This is a genomic window from Streptomyces sp. NPDC031225 (genome assembly GCF_055570355.1).
The window spans coordinates 377,508-392,401 of the sequence record NZ_JBVIHJ010000003.1 but is presented as its reverse complement, the minus strand read 5'-3'; the positions used below and the strand labels follow the sequence as shown (position 1 = coordinate 392,401).

Below are 14,894 nucleotides of genomic sequence, written 5' to 3'. Positions count from 1 at the left end.
TATAGGGGAATCGGTTGTCGGCAGGAAGATCATGACCAGTACGCTGTGTCGCCGACGGGGCGTCAGCGCAGCCGGTCAACTGGACAGTGGCACACGAGGAATGGGGCGGGCAACGCCGATGATGGGACCAGCACACTCACTGTCGGGGGCAGCGGCCTGGCTGGGCGTAGGAGCGGCGGCCGCCGCCACGGGGCACACCATGCCGTGGCCCGTTCTGCTGGCCGGAGCGCTGATCTGCGCGGGGGCCGCGCTCGCGCCCGACCTCGACCACAAGGCGGCCACGATCTCGCGGGCCTTCGGGCCGATCTCGCGGGGCCTGTGCGAGATCGTCGACAAACTTTCGTACGCCGTCTACAAGGCCACGAAGAAGCAGGGCGACCCGCGTCGCTCCGGCGGGCACCGCACGCTCACGCACACCTGGCTGTTTGCCGTCCTGATCGGTGCCGGTGCTTCGGCGGCGGCGATCACCGGTGGCCGCTGGGCGGTGCTGGCGATCCTGTTCGTCCACATGGTGCTGGCCATCGAAGGCCTGCTGTGGCGGGCCACGCGCGGCTCCAGCGCCGACGTGCTGGTCTGGCTGCTGGCCGCGACCAGCGCGTGGATCATCGCGGGTGTCCTGGACAAGCCGGGCAACGGCTCGAGCTGGTTGTTCGACCAGCCGGGCCAGGAGTACCTGTGGCTGGGACTGCCGATCGTGCTGGGCGCGCTCGTGCACGACATCGGGGACGCGCTGACGGTGTCCGGCTGCCCGGTCCTGTGGCCGATCCCGGTGGGCCGCAAGCGCTGGTACCCGATCGGACCGCCCAAGATCATGCGGTTCCGGGCGGGCAGCTGGGTCGAGCTGAAGGTGCTGATGCCGGCGTTCATGCTGCTCGGCGGCGTGGGCTGCGCGGCGGCGCTGAACTTCATCTGATTCATCCGAGGCCGCCGCGTCGGCCCGTCCTGTCAGCTGCTCTGACCGGTCCCGCCTCCGTAGCGCCGCTCGAAGGCGGCGACGCGTCCCTCCGAGTCCACCGTGCGCGCCTTGCCGGTGTAGAAGGGGTGGCTCTCGGAGGAGATCTCCACGTCCACCACCGGGTAGGTCTCGCCGTCGTCCCACTCGATGGTCTGCTCGCTGGTGGCGGTGGACCGGGTCAGGAAGGCGTAGCCGGCGGAGCGGTCACGGAAGACGACCGAGTGGTAGACGGGGTGCTTGTCCTGCTGCATGGATGCTCCTCGGAGGGCGCGGTGCACGGCGCGGGATTCGACGCCGACTGTGCGGTGGATGGCGGGCGGCAGGCAACGGGTCGGTCAGCCGGACAGAGACTCCTCGTCGACGATGTGCATCGCGGCCTCCTCGGCGGACGCCGCGGCACCGTCGATGCCCACGTCCGTGGCGATCAGCGCGCTCTCCTCGTCCTCGTGCGCCCCTTCGTCGGGGGCCACGAGACGACCGGAGCGCATCGCGCCGACCTCGTTGTCCAGGAGCTCGCCGTCGGTGCCGTCGGAGTCGCCGAGACCGTCGTCATCAGGGGCGACGAGATCGGGCACTTCCTCGGCGAGCCGCTGGTCGAGCGTCTCACCCCGCCGACGCTCCGCGGCCGTGACACCGCTGTGCTCCACCGCCCACGGTCGGTCGGGTGGGGACCAGCCGCGGTCGAGGGGGTCGCCGACTCCGTCGTCCTCCAGGGTGTCCTCCGCGTCGAGTAGACCCGCGTCGTCCTGGATCTCGGATCCGTCGGGCTGGTAGACGTCGTCTCCCCATCCGTCGGAGCTTTCCACGGGTACCTCCAGGTGATGGGGACGGACCCGGTCCTCGCGCGGCCCGGGGCGGGCCACGGACTCCCGGGACACTTGCCGCACCCGTCGGCGAACCGTGCTGTCCGCGGGCGCTCCCTGAGCCGGTGCTGCTGTCCAGCCTTCCACCCTCTTTCGTCACCGCGCAACGGCACGGGGCCACCGCTGCCGGCGGAACGGGCAAAGGATGGGTGCCGAGTCCCGGGCGCGGACGGCGCCGGGGTGCTCGGATGCGGGTGCCGGCGCGGCCCGGAGCGCCGGGGTGCCGGCGTGCCGGAGGGTCGGCGTGGGGAGGTGCCGGAGGGCCGGGATGGCGGGTGCGGCCAGAGCCTGGGCTGCTGCGTTCCGGCGACAGGGTGCGGGAAGCCGCGGCCCGCCCACCTTGCCGCCGAGCCGCCGAGCCGCCGAGCCGCCCAGCTGTTCCCCTCTGCCGGGACGACCCGGGCACCGTCGTTCAGGACGGTACCCGGCAGCGCCGGGTCTCAGCCGTGCCACGACCTCCACAGCGCCGCGTACGCCCCGTCCGCCACGACCAGCTCGTCATGGCTGCCCAGCTCGCTGATGCGGCCGTTCTCGACGACGGCGATGACGTCCGCGTCGTGGGCGGTGTGCAGCCGGTGGGCGATCGCGACCACCGTGCGGCCTTCGAGGACACGGGCCAGGGACCGTTCCAGATGGCGGGCCGCACGTGGGTCCAGCAGAGAGGTCGCCTCGTCCAGGACCAGGGTGTGCGGGTCGGCGAGCACCAGCCGGGCCAGCGCGACCTGCTGGGCCTGGGCCGGGGTGACGGTCAGCCCGCCCGAGCCGACCTCGGTGTCGAGACCGTCGTCGAGCGCCCGCGCCCACCCGTCCGCGTCGACCGCGTCCAGCGCGGCCCAGAGTTCGGCGTCCGTGGCGTCGGTCCGGGCGAGCAGGAGGTTGTCACGCAGGGAGCCCACGAAGACGTGGTGCTCCTGGTTGACGAGGGCCACGTGTTCACGCACCCGCTCGGCGGACATCCGGGACAGCTCGGCGCCGCCCAGGGTGATCCGGCCGTCCCGGGGCGCGTAGATCCCGGCCAGGAGACGGCCCAACGTGGACTTGCCGGCACCCGAGGGGCCGACCAGCGCCAGCCGGGTGCCGGGCGCCACCTCCAGGGACACCTGGCGCAGGACGTCCACGCCTTCCAGGTAGCCGAAGTGGACCCGGTCCGCGTGCACGTTCCGGCCCTCGGGAGCCGGCCCCGTGTCCCCGGTGTCCGGCTCGATGTCCCGGACGCCGACCAGCCGGGCCAGCGACACCTGGGCCACCTGGAGCTCGTCGTACCAGCGAAGGATGAGCCCGACCGGGTCGATGAGCATCTGGGCGATCAAGGCGCCCGTCGTCAGCTGGCCGACCCCGATCCAGCCCTGGAGGACGAACACCCCGCCGACCATCAGCACCGACGAAAGGATCATGACGTGGCTGACGTTGATGCACGGGAACAACACCGACCGCAGCCACAGTGTGTAGCGCTCCCAGGCGGTCCACTCCTTGATCCGCTGCTCCGACAGCTCGATACGACGGGCGGCGAGCCGGTGCGCCTCGACGGTCCGTCCGGCGTCCACGGTCTCCGTGAGTGCGGCGGCCACAGCCGCGTATCCGGCGGCCTCCGAGCGGTAGGCGGACGGCGCCCGTTTGAAGTACCAGCGGCAGCCGAGAACGAGCGTGGGAAGGGCGAGCAGTACGGCGGCCGCGAGCGGCGGTGCCGTGATCACGAGTCCGCCGAGCAGCAGGGCCGCCCACACCACGCCGATCGCGAGCTGCGGCACGGCCTCGCGCATGGCGTTTCCGAGCCGGTCGATGTCCGTCGTGATCCGGGACAGCAGGTCACCGGTCCCGGCCCGCTCCAGGACGCCCGGCGGCAGGCCGACGGACCGTACGAGGAAGTCCTCGCGCAGGTCGGCCAGCATCTGCTCGCCGAGCATCGCACCGCGCAGCCGCACCTGCCGTACGAACACGGCCTGGACGATCAACGCGGCCACGAACAGGCCGGCCGTCAGCTCCAGATGGAGCTCACGCGCCTGGTCCGTCACTCGCTCGACGAGGTCGCCGAGGAGCCATGGCCCGACCATGGAGGCGACGACCGAGACCGTGTTGACGGTGACGAGGAGCACGAAGGCACGTCGGTGCCGGTGGAACAGTTCGGCCACGTACGCGCGTACGGTCGCGGTGGCTCCGACGGGCAGGGTGTTCGCCGTCGTCGGTGCCGCCGGGTCGTACGCCGGTGGCGCCACGCCGATCATGCTGTCTCCTCGATCTCTTCCAGTTCGTTCAGAACGTCGTCGAGCGCGGCCTCTTCGTCCGTCTCGCGGGTCACGACCGCCCGGTACCGGGGCTCCGTGTGCACCAGTTCGCGGTGTACGCCGACGGCCACCACCTCGCCCTCGTGGACGAGCACGACCCGGTCGGCTCGGTCCAGGAGCAGCGGCGAGGAGGTGAACACCACGGTCGTGCGCCCGGCTCGCAAGTCCCGTACGCCTTCGGCGATCCGCGCCTCGGTGTGCGAGTCGACGGCGGAGGTCGGCTCGTCCAGGACGAGCACCTCGGGGTCGGTGAACAGCGACCGGGCCAGCGCGAGCCGCTGGCGCTGGCCGCCGGACAGGGACCGTCCCCGTTCGGTGATGCGCGCGTCCATCGGGTCCTCGGCGTCAAGGGACCCCTGGACCAGCGCGGCCAGCACGTCCGCGCACTGCGCGGCGGCGAGCGCGGCCACGGCGCCGACTTCGCCCGAGGCGGGCACGTCGAGCAGTTCCCGCAGGCTGCCGGAGAGCAGGACCGGGTCCTTGTCCTGGACGAGGACGGCGGTGCGTGCCGAGTCGAGCGGCAGGTCGTCCAGCGGGACCCCGCCCAGCAGCACCGACGTACCGGCGTCCGAGGGATGCCCGCCCAGCCGTTCGGCCAGCAGTCCCGCCGCGTCCGGGTCGCCGCACACCACCGCGGTGAGCCGGCCCGAGGGGGCGAGCAGACCGGTGGCCGGGTCGTACAGGTCCCCGGACGGCACGTCCGCCGCGTCCAGTGAGCCTTCGGCGGACGTGGCCCGCTCCAGCGACAGCACCCGGGCGGCCCGGGTGGCCGAGGGCCGGGAGAAGGAGTACGCCATGGCGATCTCCTCGAAGTGCCGCAGCGGATAGGTCAGGATCATCACCGAGCTGTAGACGGCGACCAGTTCGCCGACCTCGACGCGGCCCTGGCGGGCCAGGTGGACGCCGTACCAGACGACCGCGATCAGCAGCAGCCCCGGCAGCAGCACCTGGATCGCGGAGATCAGGGACCACATCCGGGCACTGCGCACGGCCGCGTGCCGGACCTCCTGGGAGGCGCTGCGGTAGCGGTCGAGGAAGAGTTCCTCACCGCCGATGCCGCGCAGCACCCGCAACCCGGCGACGGTGTCGGTGGCCAGTTCGGTGGCGCGGCCCGCCTTCTCCCGCTGGACGTCGGCGCGTCTGGTCGCCCGAGGCAGCAGCGGCAGCACCGCGAGCGCCATGACCGGCAGGCCCACGGCGACCACGGCACCGAGCGTGGGCTGGTAGACGACCAGTCCGACGCAGACCACGACGACGGTGACCGCCGCCGCCGTGAACCGTGACCAGGCCTCCACGAACCAGCCGATCTTCTCGACGTCACCGGTGGAGACGGCGACGACCTCGCCGGCCGCGACGCGCCGTGTGAGCGCCGAGCCCAGGTTGGCGGCCCTGTGGGCCAGGAGTTGCTGGACGCGCGCGGCGGCCGTGATCCAGTTGGTGACGGCGGTGCGGTGCAGGAAGGTGTCGCCGAGCGCGCTTCCGAGGCAGCACAGCGCCAGCAGACCGCCGGCGAGGGCCAGTCTGCGGCCGGAGTGGTCGACGACCGCCTGGACGGCCACGCCGACGCAGAAGGGCAGCGCGGAGACGGAGAGGAAGTGCAGCAGTCCCCAGGCCAGCGACTTGAACTGTCCGCCGAGTTGGTTCCGGAAGAGCCACCACAGGAACCGGGGGCCCGAGCGGGCGTCCGGCACTCCCGGGTCGGGATACGGAAGGTCTTGGATCTGCATGACGTGTGACGTCCCAGTGGCTCGTGTCAGGGGGGTGGGAGGGAGCCGCACACGGCGGCTGCAAACCGTGAAAGGTTCGCGGCAGAGCGTGGTCGGAGGCAAACGGTTTTCTGCTGTGACGCACGGATCCGGCTGGGCTACCGGATCAACCTGCGCGTGACAGCAGGGCTCGTCCGACAGCTCTCGTCCGACAGGCCCGTAGGGCAGGCCTTGCCCTGACCGGCCTTCTCCGGACGTGCCATGTCCGGGTCTGCCGGGTCTGCCCCCATCGGACCGCGGTGCGACCATGGTGCGATGCGAGGAGGCGCAGGCGCACGGCGTGCCATGGTGACGGCGACGGTCCTGGGAGTGCTGCTGACCCCCCTCGGCGGGTGCGGCGGCCAGGGCCCGGAGTCCGTCGGCGGTGGCACACGCACCGGAGCAGCGGACAAAGCCGTGGACGGGCCGGCGGGCGGCGCGGCGGACCGACCCTCCCGTCCCCCCGGCGTGAGTGACCGCATCCCTGACGTCGGCGACCGCCTCCAGCGCCGCATCCCGGCCGGCTCCCGGCAGGTCGTCGCGGTGTACGGCAACAGCAGGAACTCCCCGAACGCCACCCTCGTGCTCTACACCCGGCGGGGCTCCGGCTGGAACCGGGTCCGCGACTGGCCCGCGCACAACGGCAAGAAGGGCTGGACCACCGACCACCACGAGGGCGACAAGCGCAGCCCCGTCGGCGTGTTCACGCTCAGCGACGCGGGCGGAGTCCTCCCGGACCCCGGCGCGAGGCTGCCGTACACGAGGTCCGCCGCGATGGCGGCTCCCCGCTGGTGGCCCAAGTCCTACTGGCACGACTTCGACTACGTCGTCGCCATCGACTACAACCGTGTCGAGGGCACTCCGCCGAACAACCAGACGCGGCCCGAGGGGTACGCCAAGGGCGGCGGGATCTGGCTGCACATGGACCACGGCAGCGGTACGTCGGCCTGCGTCAGCGTGTCCAGGACGGCGATGGCGTATCTGCTCCGCCGGCTCGACCCGGACCAGCATCCTGTGGTGGTGATGGGAGACAGGGCAGACCTGCGGGCGTAGGGCCGCTGAGGGAGGTGCCATCGCGTCGGATGCCCAACTGGCCTGGCACACGGTCAGCAAGAGACGGATACGGATACGGATTGTGATGACCGTGCCGACGGGCAACCCTCTTGGCGCGGCCGCTGACCGCTGACTGCGGGCCGTTGACCGCAGACCGCCGACCGCTGGGACATCATCGTGCCACGATCCCCAAGGCGACGTCACGGGGCGGGAGTTCGACCGGCGTACGCCCGACACGCCCCGGCGACGCAACGTAGTGCGCACTTCCGCCTGCCCGGCAACGGCCCTTGGAACAAGTCGGGGCGTGCATCGAGAGCCGTGGACGAAACGCGCCGGTCCGCCGGTCTGTCATTCCCGTCGTTCCAGGGCCCCGCGCCTTCGCCATCAAGCCGATCGAATACGACCTGACGCCGGCCACCGGCCCCGCTGCCCCACCTCCTCAACGCCGGTCGCCCGCATCACGTCGAGGTCTTGGTCTTCGGCCTACCCAGGGGGGAAGTGGAACCTGCCAACTCCTGTACCCGTACGCCCGGTTCACGGGCCGCATCGCCACCCCGCACCACCGTCGGACGGCCACCGTCCGCTTCCGGCCGGCGAACATCTCCGCGAACCGCCGGGCCGACGGCGAGAACTCCGTTCCGAGTCGTGTGCGATGGGTCACACGAGGGGCGGATTTACCTGGCCGAAACACCGCAGTTTCGTGCGAGATCAACGGCGCCAGCAAAGTGATCGCCACGGAAACCGCTTTCCGTATCGCAGAAGTTCTAATTCTTCCGTTTCGGCTTCTGCGCGTCCCCATCGCTCAAGGAGTGCCCGTGCCGCAGTCCGTCCCGTCCCTGCCGCGACGCGTCGCACGCATACTGCGTACCTCTCTCTTCGCGCAGGTCGCCTGCGCGCTGGTGCTCGGCATCCTCGTCGGAAAGCTGTGGCCCGGCTTCGCCTCGGACCTTCAGCCGCTCGGCGACGGCTTCACCCGGCTGATCAAGACGATCATCTCGCCGCTCGTGTTCTGCGTGGTCGTCGTCGGCATCGCCAAGGCCGGTGACCTCAAGGCGTTCGGCCGGATCGGGCTCAAGGCGCTGATCTGGTTCGAGGTCGCGAGCACGCTGGCGCTGCTCATCGGTCTCCTCGCCGCCAACATCGTCCAGCCCGGCTCGGGGATGCACGTCGACCCCTCGACGCTCAACTCCGCGGCCGTCGACGCCAAGACGGGCGGCGGACACCTGCCCTCGACGACCGAGTTCATCGTCAACGCGCTGCCCACCAGTTTCATCGGCGCCTTCGCCGAGAACTCCCTGCTCCAGGTGCTCATCCTGGCCTGCCTGGTCGGCGCCGCCCTGCTGCACCTCGGCCACACCAAGGTCCCGCGGGTGCTGCCCGCCATTGAGCAGGCCCAGGAGATCATCTTCGCGATCGTCGGTTTCGTGATGCGCCTCGCGCCCATCGCGGTCTTCGGCGCCATGGCCGTCCTGATCGGCCAGTACGGCCTCGGCGTCATCGAGACCTACGCCAAGCTGATCATCCTCTGCTACGTGGCCGCCGCGCTCTTCATCACGCTGCTCGCCGTCGCGCTCAAGGCGCTCACCGGGATCAGCCTCTGGAAGTTCCTGCGCTACATCCGCGAGGAGATGCTCCTCGCGCTCGGCACCGCGTCCACCGAGTCCGTCATGCCGCGCGTGATGCAGAAGCTGCGCAAGGCGGGTGCCCGCGAGGACGCCGTGGGTCTGGTGCTGCCCACCGGCTACTCCTTCAACCTCGACGGCGCCTCGCTCTACCTCTCCATCGGCACCCTGTTCATCGCCCAGGCCGTGGGGGTCGACCTCAGCCTGAGCCAGCAGATCACCGTCGTCCTGGTGCTCATGCTGACGAGCAAGGGCATGGCGGGCATCCCCGGTTCGGCATTCCTCGCCCTGTCCGCGACCGCCTCCTCGCTCGGCGCGATCCCGGCCGGCGCTGTCGCCCTGCTCCTCGGTGTGGACCGCATCATGGACTCGATGCGCGTCGTGACGAACCTGCTCGGCAACTGTGTCGCCGTCTTCGCGGTCTCCCGCTGGGAAGGGGCGTTGGACATCGAGAAGGCGAAGAGGGTGCTCGACGGCGAGAGCGTGCCCGCGGGGGAGGGCGATCCCGTCGACGAGCCGGCCCAGTCGGCCGAGGAAGCCGAGCAGCCGGTCCAGTCGGCCAAGGACCCGGTCTCCTAGGCCCGCTGACACTCCTGCCCGAACAGGCCGCGGCCACCGCTCCCGTCGTACGGAGTGGTGGCCGCGGCCTGTTTCACCCCTGTCCCACCCGCGCACGACATGGGGCGACTATCGCGCAACGCCGTCCCGTGCAGCGTGCCGACCTCTCAGCACTGCCCGTCCATCAACGTGTCCAGCAACCCGCCGAGCACCGCTCGCTGTTCGTCCGACAGCGGGGTGAGGATCTCCTCGGCGGCGGCCCGGCGCACGTCCCGCAGTCCCCGCAGGGTTTTCACGCCGTCCTCGGTCAGCTCGATGCGGATCTCCCGGCGGTTGGCCGGATCGGGTACCCGGCGCACCTTGCCGCCGGCCTCCAGTCCGTCGACGAGGGTGGTCACCGCACGCGGGACCACCTCCAGGCGCTCCGCGAGATCGGTCATACGGGGCGGTGTCTCCCAGTGCGCGAGGGTGCGCAGCAGCCGGGACTGGGCCGGCGTCACACCGAGTCCGCGCTCGTGGAGCTGGCGCTTCTGGATGCGGTGCACCCGGCGCGTGAGCCTGAGCAACTGCTCGGCGAGCAGACTGTCGGAATCGGGCGTGGTCATGCGGGAACAATAACAGGACTTAATTCATTGTGAGCATAGGTAACAATGAGCTAGGCTCCGTCAGTCCTCATCACCTCACCTTCCGCAGGAGACCATGCCCCGCGATCACATCGACTGGACCCCCACGCCCGGCACCTCGACCGACCAACCCCGTCAGGTGCGCCGTATCCTCCGCCTCTTCAAGCCGTACCGCGCCAAGCTCGCCGTCGTCGGCCTGCTGGTCGGCGCCTCGTCCCTGGTCACCGTGGCCACCCCGTTCCTGCTGAAGGAAACGCTGGACGTGGCCATCCCCGAGGGCCGCACCGGGCTGCTCAGCCTGCTCGCGCTGGGCATGGTCCTCAGTGCCGTGCTCACCGGGATCTTCGGCGTCCTGCAGACCCTGATCTCCACGACGGTCGGCCAGCGCGTCATGCACGACCTGCGCACCGCGGTGTACGGCCGCCTCCAGCGCATGTCGCTCGCCTTCTTCACCCGCACCCGCACCGGCGAGGTGCAGTCCCGCATCGCCAACGACATCGGCGGGATGCAGGCCACCGTCACCTCGACCGCGACCTCCCTGGTCTCCAACCTGACCAGCGTGATCGCCACGATCATCGCGATGATCGCCCTGGACTGGCGCCTCACCGTCGTCTCGCTGCTCCTGCTCCCGGTGTTCGTGTGGATCAGCCGCCGGGTCGGCAAGGAACGCAAGAAGATCGTCACTCAGCGCCAGAAGCAGATGGCCGCGATGGCCGCGACCGTCACCGAGTCGCTCTCCGTCAGCGGCATCCTGCTGGGCCGCACGATGGGCCGTTCCGACTCGCTCACCCGGTCCTTCGCCGACGAGTCCGAGGGCCTGGTCGACCTCGAAGTGCGGTCGAACATGGCCGGCCGCTGGCGCATGGCCGTCATCGGGATCGTCATGTCCGCGATGCCCGCCGTCATCTACTGGACCGCGGGCATCGCCCTCCAGACCGGCGGTCCCGACATCTCCATCGGCACCATCGTGGCCTTCGTCTCGCTCCAGCAGGGCCTGTTCCGCCCGGCCGTGAGCCTGCTGTCGACCGGCGTCCAGATCCAGACCTCGCTCGCGCTCTTCCAGCGCATCTTCGAGTACCTCGACCTGCCGGTCGACATCACCGAGCGGGAGAACCCGGTCCACCTCGACCGCGTCAAGGGCGAAGTCCGCCTGGAGAAGGTGGAGTTCCGCTATGACGCCGACGCCGACGCCGACGCCGACGCCCACGCCGACGAGGGCAAGGGCAAGGGCAAAGCCAAGGACAACCGGGGCCCCATCCTCGACGGCATCGACATCGACGTCCCCGCGGGCAGCAGTCTCGCGGTCGTCGGCCCGACCGGCGCGGGAAAGTCCACACTCGGCTATCTCGTCCCGCGGCTCTACGACGTGACGGGCGGCCGGGTCACCCTCGACGGGGTCGACGTCCGCGACCTCGACTTCGACACCCTCGCGCGCGGCATCGGGGTCGTCTCCCAGGAGACGTACCTCTTCCACGCCTCGGTCGCCGACAACCTCCGCTTCGCCAAGCCGGACGCGACCGACGAGGAGATCGAGCAGGCGGCGCGGGCGGCCCAGATCCACGACCACATCGCTTCGTTGCCCGACGGTTACGACACCGTCGTGGGCGAGCGCGGTCACCGGTTCTCCGGAGGCGAGAAGCAACGTCTGGCCATCGCCCGGACCATCCTGCGGGACCCGCCCGTCCTCATCCTGGACGAGGCGACCAGTGCCCTGGACACCCGTACGGAGCACGCGGTCCAGGAGGCCATCGACGCGCTCTCGGCCAACCGCACCACCCTCACCATCGCGCACCGCCTGTCCACGATCCGGAGCGCCGACCAGATCGTGGTCCTCGACTCGGGCCGGGTGGCCGAGCGCGGTACGCACGAGGAACTGCTGGAGAAGGACGGACGGTACGCGGCGCTCGTGCGCCGGGACGCCCGACGGGATCCCGCTCACGGGGAGGCGCAGCCGGAACCGGGCAGCCGTGCGGCGCAGCTGGAACCGACCAGCTGAACCGAAACCGACAAGCCGAAGATATGCCTGGTTTGCGACGATATGCGGGTTACCGTGCCCGCATGCACATGAACACTCCGCCACCGAGCACGATTCGACTGACGCGCCGGGGCCGACTCGTCCTCATCGCGACCGGGGCCGTCGTGGCCGGCACCGCCGTGGCGGTGCCGTTGCTGAGCCTGGAGAGCGAGGGGGAGAAGAAGCCCACCACGCTGGTCATCCCGGAGGGCTGGCGGTCCGGGCAGATCTACGACGCTGTGGACAAGGCCCTCGCGCAGCCCCCGGGCACCGCCAAGAAGTCCCTGGCCAAGGTGCACCTCAAGCTGCCGAACGACGCCGAGGGCAACCCGGAGGGCTACCTCTTCCCGGCGACGTATCCGCTGGAGCGGAACGGGAAGAAGACGACGCCCGAGGCGCTGCTCACGTTCATGGTCGACATCGCGAACAAGAAGTTCAACGGAGCCCCGATCGCGGCCGGGGCCCAGCGCAACGCGATGAACGTCTACCAGGCCGTCACCATCGCGAGCATCGTCCAGGCCGAGGCGGCGAACAAGGCCGACATGGGCAAGGTGGCCCGGGTCGTCTTCAACCGCCTGGAACGCGGGATGCCGTTGCAGATGGACTCCACCATCAACTACGCGCTGAACCGCTCCACGCTGCGGACGACCACCGCGGACGTCCGGATCGACAGCCCTTACAACTCGTACCAGCGCATGGGCCTGCCGCCGACCCCGATCGACAACCCGGGCGAGGACGCCATGCGGGCCGCGATCAACCCGACGCCGGGCGACTGGCTGTACTTCGTGACGGTGAAGCCGGGGGACACCCGCTTCACCAGCAGTTTCGCGGAACACCAGCGCAACGTGGCCGAGTTCAACAAGAACCGGCAGAAGTCGCCTACAGCGGGGTGATGTGACGGAGCGTCAGGCCGCGACGGGCTCCGCCGCCAGCAGTCGCCTGATGTCCCGTACGGCCGCACGGCCCGCGCGGTTGGCGCCGATGGTGCTCGCCGACGGGCCGTAGCCGACGAGGTGGATCCGCGGATCGGCGACCGCGCGGGTGCCCTCGACCCGGATCCCACCGCCCGGCTCGCGCAGCTTCAGCGGGGCCAGATGATCGACGGCGGGCCGGAACCCGGTCGCCCACAGGATGACGTCGGCGTCGACTCGGCGTCCGTCGTTCCACTCCACGCCCTCGGGCGTGATGCGGTCGAACATGGGCTGCCGGTCCAGGACCCCCTCCGCGATCGCCTGCCGGACCGCGTCGTTCAGCGGCAGCCCGGTCACCGACACCACGCTCTTGGGCGGCAGCCCCTGCCGCACCCGCTCCTCGACCAGCGCCACGGCCTCCCGGCCGACGTCCTCGGTGAAGGGGCCCTCCCGGAACACGGGCTCACGCCTGGTCACCCAGGTGGTCTCGGCCGCGTACGGGGCGAGTTCCATGAGGTGCTGGGTGCCCGAGGCGCCCCCGCCCACCACGACCACCCGCAGCCCGGCGAACGCCTCGGGCCCTGGGTACTGCGCGGTGTGCAACTGCCGTCCCCGGAAGGTCTCCTGCCCCGCGTAGCGCGGCCAGAACGGGCGGTCCCAGGTGCCGGTCGCGTTGATCAGCGCCCGCGCCGACCAGGTGCCGTCCGAGGTCTCGACGAGCAGCCGCCCGCCGGTGCCCGCACTCGTCGAACGCACCGCACGGACGTCGACGGGCCGCCGTACCCGAAGGTCGAAGGCCCGCTCGTACGCCGCGAAGTACTCGGCGATCACCTCTGAGGACGGCCGCTGCGGATCTGCGTCCGTGAGCTCCATCCCCGGCAGCGCGTGCATGCCGTGGACCTTGCCGTACGTCAGCGACGGCCACCGGAACTGCCAGGCACCGCCGGGGGCGGGGGAGTGGTCCAGCACCACGAAGTCGCGCTCCGGCTCGAAACCGGTGCGGCGCAGGTGAAAGGCGCTGGACAGACCCGCCTGACCAGCGCCTGTGACGACGACCTCGACCTCGCGCGTGTTGTTCACCTTTCTACCAACCGTGGGGAGGGCCTGGATCTTCCCGGACGCTCAGCGTCCGCCCGCCACCAGGATCGGCGCGCCGGTCCGTGCTCCCCGGTCGACCAGCCCGCGCGCGGCCAGCTCGGGAATCACGCCCTCGCCGAACCAGTACGCCTCCTCCAGATGCGGATATCCGGAGAGCACGAAGTGCTCGACGCCGAGCGAGTGGTACTCCTCGACCAGGTCCGCGACCTCGGCGTGGCTGCCGACAAGAGCCGTACCCGCCCCACCCCGGACGAGACCGACGCCCGCCCACAGGTTCGGGTGGATCTCCAACTCGGCGCGGGAGCCCCCGTGCAGGGCCAGCATCCGCTGCTGACCCACGGACTCACTGCGCCCGAGAGCACTCTGCGCGGCCGTGATCGTGTCGGCGTCCAGGTCGTCGAGCAGCCGGTTCGCGGTCGCCCAGGCCTCCGCCGAGGAGTCCCGCGAGATCGTGTGCAGCCGGACCCCGAAGCGGACCTCACGGCCCTCCCGCTCGGCCAGCGAACGGATCCAGTCGATCTTCTCCTTCACCTGCGCGGGCGGTTCGCCCCAGGTCAGATACACGTCCGCGTGCCGCGCCGCGACCGGCCCGGCCGCCGGGGAGGACCCGCCGAAGAACAACTGCGGCAGCGGGTCGGGCGGCAGCGCGGTCAGCCCGCCCTCGACCTGGTAGTGGGCGCCCTCGAAGTCGTACGGCTGTCCCCGCCACACCCCTGTGACCACCGACAGGAACTCGTCCGTGCGGGCGTACCGCTGATCGTGGTCGAGACGGTCCCCGAAGCGCCGCTGCTCGGTGGAGTCGCCGCCGGTGACGACGTTGAGCAACAGCCGCCCACGCGTGAGACGTTGATAGGTCGACGCCATCTGCGCGGCGAGCGTCGGCGAGATCAGGCCAGGCCGGAAGGCCACCAGGAACTTCAGCCGTTCGGTGTGCTGGGCGAGGGCCACCGTGGTCAGCCAGGCGTCCTCGCACCAGGTGCCGGTCGGGGTGAGCACCGCCTCGAAGCCCAAGTGCTCGGCCGCCTTGGCTATCTGGACGAGATACTCGATGTCCGGCGGGCGGACGCCGGGGACGTGCCCGGTGTGGTTGGAGCCGTAGGCGTGCCGGTCCACGAGGGTGCGGCCGTCGCCGCCCGTGGGCAGGAACCAGTGGAGTCGTACGGTCATGTC

General features: G+C 70.8%; 12 protein-coding genes. 5 read left to right on the top strand and 7 right to left on the bottom strand.

Going from position 1 to position 14,894, the window contains the following annotated elements; genetic code table 11:
- Nucleotides 1-118 precede the first annotated feature (118 nt).
- A complete protein-coding gene (locus ACZ48Z_RS07230) occupies nt 119-913 on the top strand; it encodes a metal-dependent hydrolase (protein WP_468734798.1) in 795 nt (264 codons plus the stop codon).
- Between the two features lie 32 nt (nt 914-945).
- Here the strand turns inward: ACZ48Z_RS07230 and ACZ48Z_RS07225 are convergent, their stop codons facing one another.
- From ACZ48Z_RS07225 to ACZ48Z_RS07210, 4 genes are all read right to left on the bottom strand, one after another.
- Entirely contained in the window at nt 946-1,206 is a 261-nt protein-coding gene (locus ACZ48Z_RS07225) for a type B 50S ribosomal protein L31 (protein ID WP_468734797.1), read from the bottom strand.
- Nucleotides 1,207-1,290: 84 nt separating this feature from the next.
- A complete protein-coding gene (locus ACZ48Z_RS07220) occupies nt 1,291-1,761 on the bottom strand; it encodes a DUF5709 domain-containing protein (RefSeq protein WP_468734796.1) in 471 nt (156 codons plus the stop codon).
- Nucleotides 1,762-2,258: 497 nt separating this feature from the next.
- A complete protein-coding gene (locus ACZ48Z_RS07215) occupies nt 2,259-4,040 on the bottom strand; it encodes an ABC transporter ATP-binding protein (RefSeq protein WP_468734795.1) in 1,782 nt (593 codons plus the stop codon).
- Nucleotides 4,037-5,827 carry an ABC transporter transmembrane domain-containing protein gene (locus ACZ48Z_RS07210; protein ID WP_468734794.1) on the bottom strand — a complete coding sequence of 597 codons (1,791 nt, stop codon included), beginning with the start codon at nt 5,825-5,827 and terminating at the stop codon, nt 4,037-4,039. Before ACZ48Z_RS07210 ends, ACZ48Z_RS07215 begins: the two co-directional genes overlap by 4 nt.
- A gap of 294 nt (nt 5,828-6,121) precedes the next feature.
- On the opposite strand from ACZ48Z_RS07210, the gene ACZ48Z_RS07205 reads away from it, so the two are divergent.
- Entirely contained in the window at nt 6,122-6,898 is a 777-nt protein-coding gene (locus ACZ48Z_RS07205) for a L,D-transpeptidase family protein (protein ID WP_468734793.1), read from the top strand.
- Nucleotides 6,899-7,713: 815 nt separating this feature from the next.
- On the top strand, nt 7,714-9,099 hold the full coding sequence (locus tag ACZ48Z_RS07200; protein ID WP_468734792.1) for a cation:dicarboxylate symporter family transporter: 1,386 nt from the start codon (nt 7,714-7,716) through the stop codon (nt 9,097-9,099).
- A gap of 146 nt (nt 9,100-9,245) precedes the next feature.
- Here ACZ48Z_RS07200 and ACZ48Z_RS07195 read toward each other — a convergent pair whose 3' ends face one another.
- Nucleotides 9,246-9,683, bottom strand: a complete 438-nt coding sequence (locus tag ACZ48Z_RS07195) for a MarR family winged helix-turn-helix transcriptional regulator (protein WP_468734791.1) — start codon at nt 9,681-9,683, stop codon at nt 9,246-9,248.
- Nucleotides 9,684-9,777: 94 nt separating this feature from the next.
- Between ACZ48Z_RS07195 and ACZ48Z_RS07190 the strand changes: the two genes are divergently transcribed.
- Nucleotides 9,778-11,697 (top strand): ABC transporter ATP-binding protein, encoded by a 1,920-nt coding sequence (locus ACZ48Z_RS07190; RefSeq protein WP_468734790.1) that lies wholly within the window; start codon nt 9,778-9,780, stop codon nt 11,695-11,697.
- 62 nt (nt 11,698-11,759) lie between these two features.
- Nucleotides 11,760-12,608 carry an endolytic transglycosylase MltG gene (gene mltG, locus ACZ48Z_RS07185; protein WP_468734789.1) on the top strand — a complete coding sequence of 283 codons (849 nt, stop codon included), beginning with the start codon at nt 11,760-11,762 and terminating at the stop codon, nt 12,606-12,608.
- Nucleotides 12,609-12,620: 12 nt separating this feature from the next.
- On the opposite strand, the gene ACZ48Z_RS07180 is transcribed toward mltG, so the two are convergent.
- Nucleotides 12,621-13,706 (bottom strand): NAD(P)-binding domain-containing protein, encoded by a 1,086-nt coding sequence (locus tag ACZ48Z_RS07180; protein ID WP_468734788.1) that lies wholly within the window; start codon nt 13,704-13,706, stop codon nt 12,621-12,623.
- Nucleotides 13,707-13,748: 42 nt separating this feature from the next.
- The gene (locus ACZ48Z_RS07175) at nt 13,749-14,891 is read right to left on the bottom strand and encodes an LLM class flavin-dependent oxidoreductase (protein ID WP_468734787.1); all 1,143 of its coding nucleotides are present in this window, start codon (nt 14,889-14,891) and stop codon (nt 13,749-13,751) included.
- Nucleotides 14,892-14,894 lie beyond the last annotated feature (3 nt).

Bases quoted from the DNA above. Each gene is read 5' to 3' on its own strand.
- ACZ48Z_RS07230 (WP_468734798.1), top strand. From the start codon at position 119: ATGATGGGACCAGCACACTCACTGTCGGGGGCAGCGGCCTGGCTGGGC.
- mltG (WP_468734789.1), top strand. From the start codon at position 11,760: ATGCACATGAACACTCCGCCACCGAGCACGATTCGACTGACGCGCCGG.
- ACZ48Z_RS07205 (WP_468734793.1), top strand. From the start codon at position 6,122: ATGCGAGGAGGCGCAGGCGCACGGCGTGCCATGGTGACGGCGACGGTC.
- ACZ48Z_RS07175 (WP_468734787.1), bottom strand. From the start codon at position 14,891: ATGACCGTACGACTCCACTGGTTCCTGCCCACGGGCGGCGACGGCCGC.
- ACZ48Z_RS07225 (WP_468734797.1), bottom strand. From the start codon at position 1,206: ATGCAGCAGGACAAGCACCCCGTCTACCACTCGGTCGTCTTCCGTGAC.
- ACZ48Z_RS07195 (WP_468734791.1), bottom strand. From the start codon at position 9,683: ATGACCACGCCCGATTCCGACAGTCTGCTCGCCGAGCAGTTGCTCAGG.
- ACZ48Z_RS07190 (WP_468734790.1), top strand. From the start codon at position 9,778: ATGCCCCGCGATCACATCGACTGGACCCCCACGCCCGGCACCTCGACC.
- ACZ48Z_RS07210 (WP_468734794.1), bottom strand. From the start codon at position 5,827: ATGCAGATCCAAGACCTTCCGTATCCCGACCCGGGAGTGCCGGACGCC.
- ACZ48Z_RS07215 (WP_468734795.1), bottom strand. From the start codon at position 4,040: ATGATCGGCGTGGCGCCACCGGCGTACGACCCGGCGGCACCGACGACG.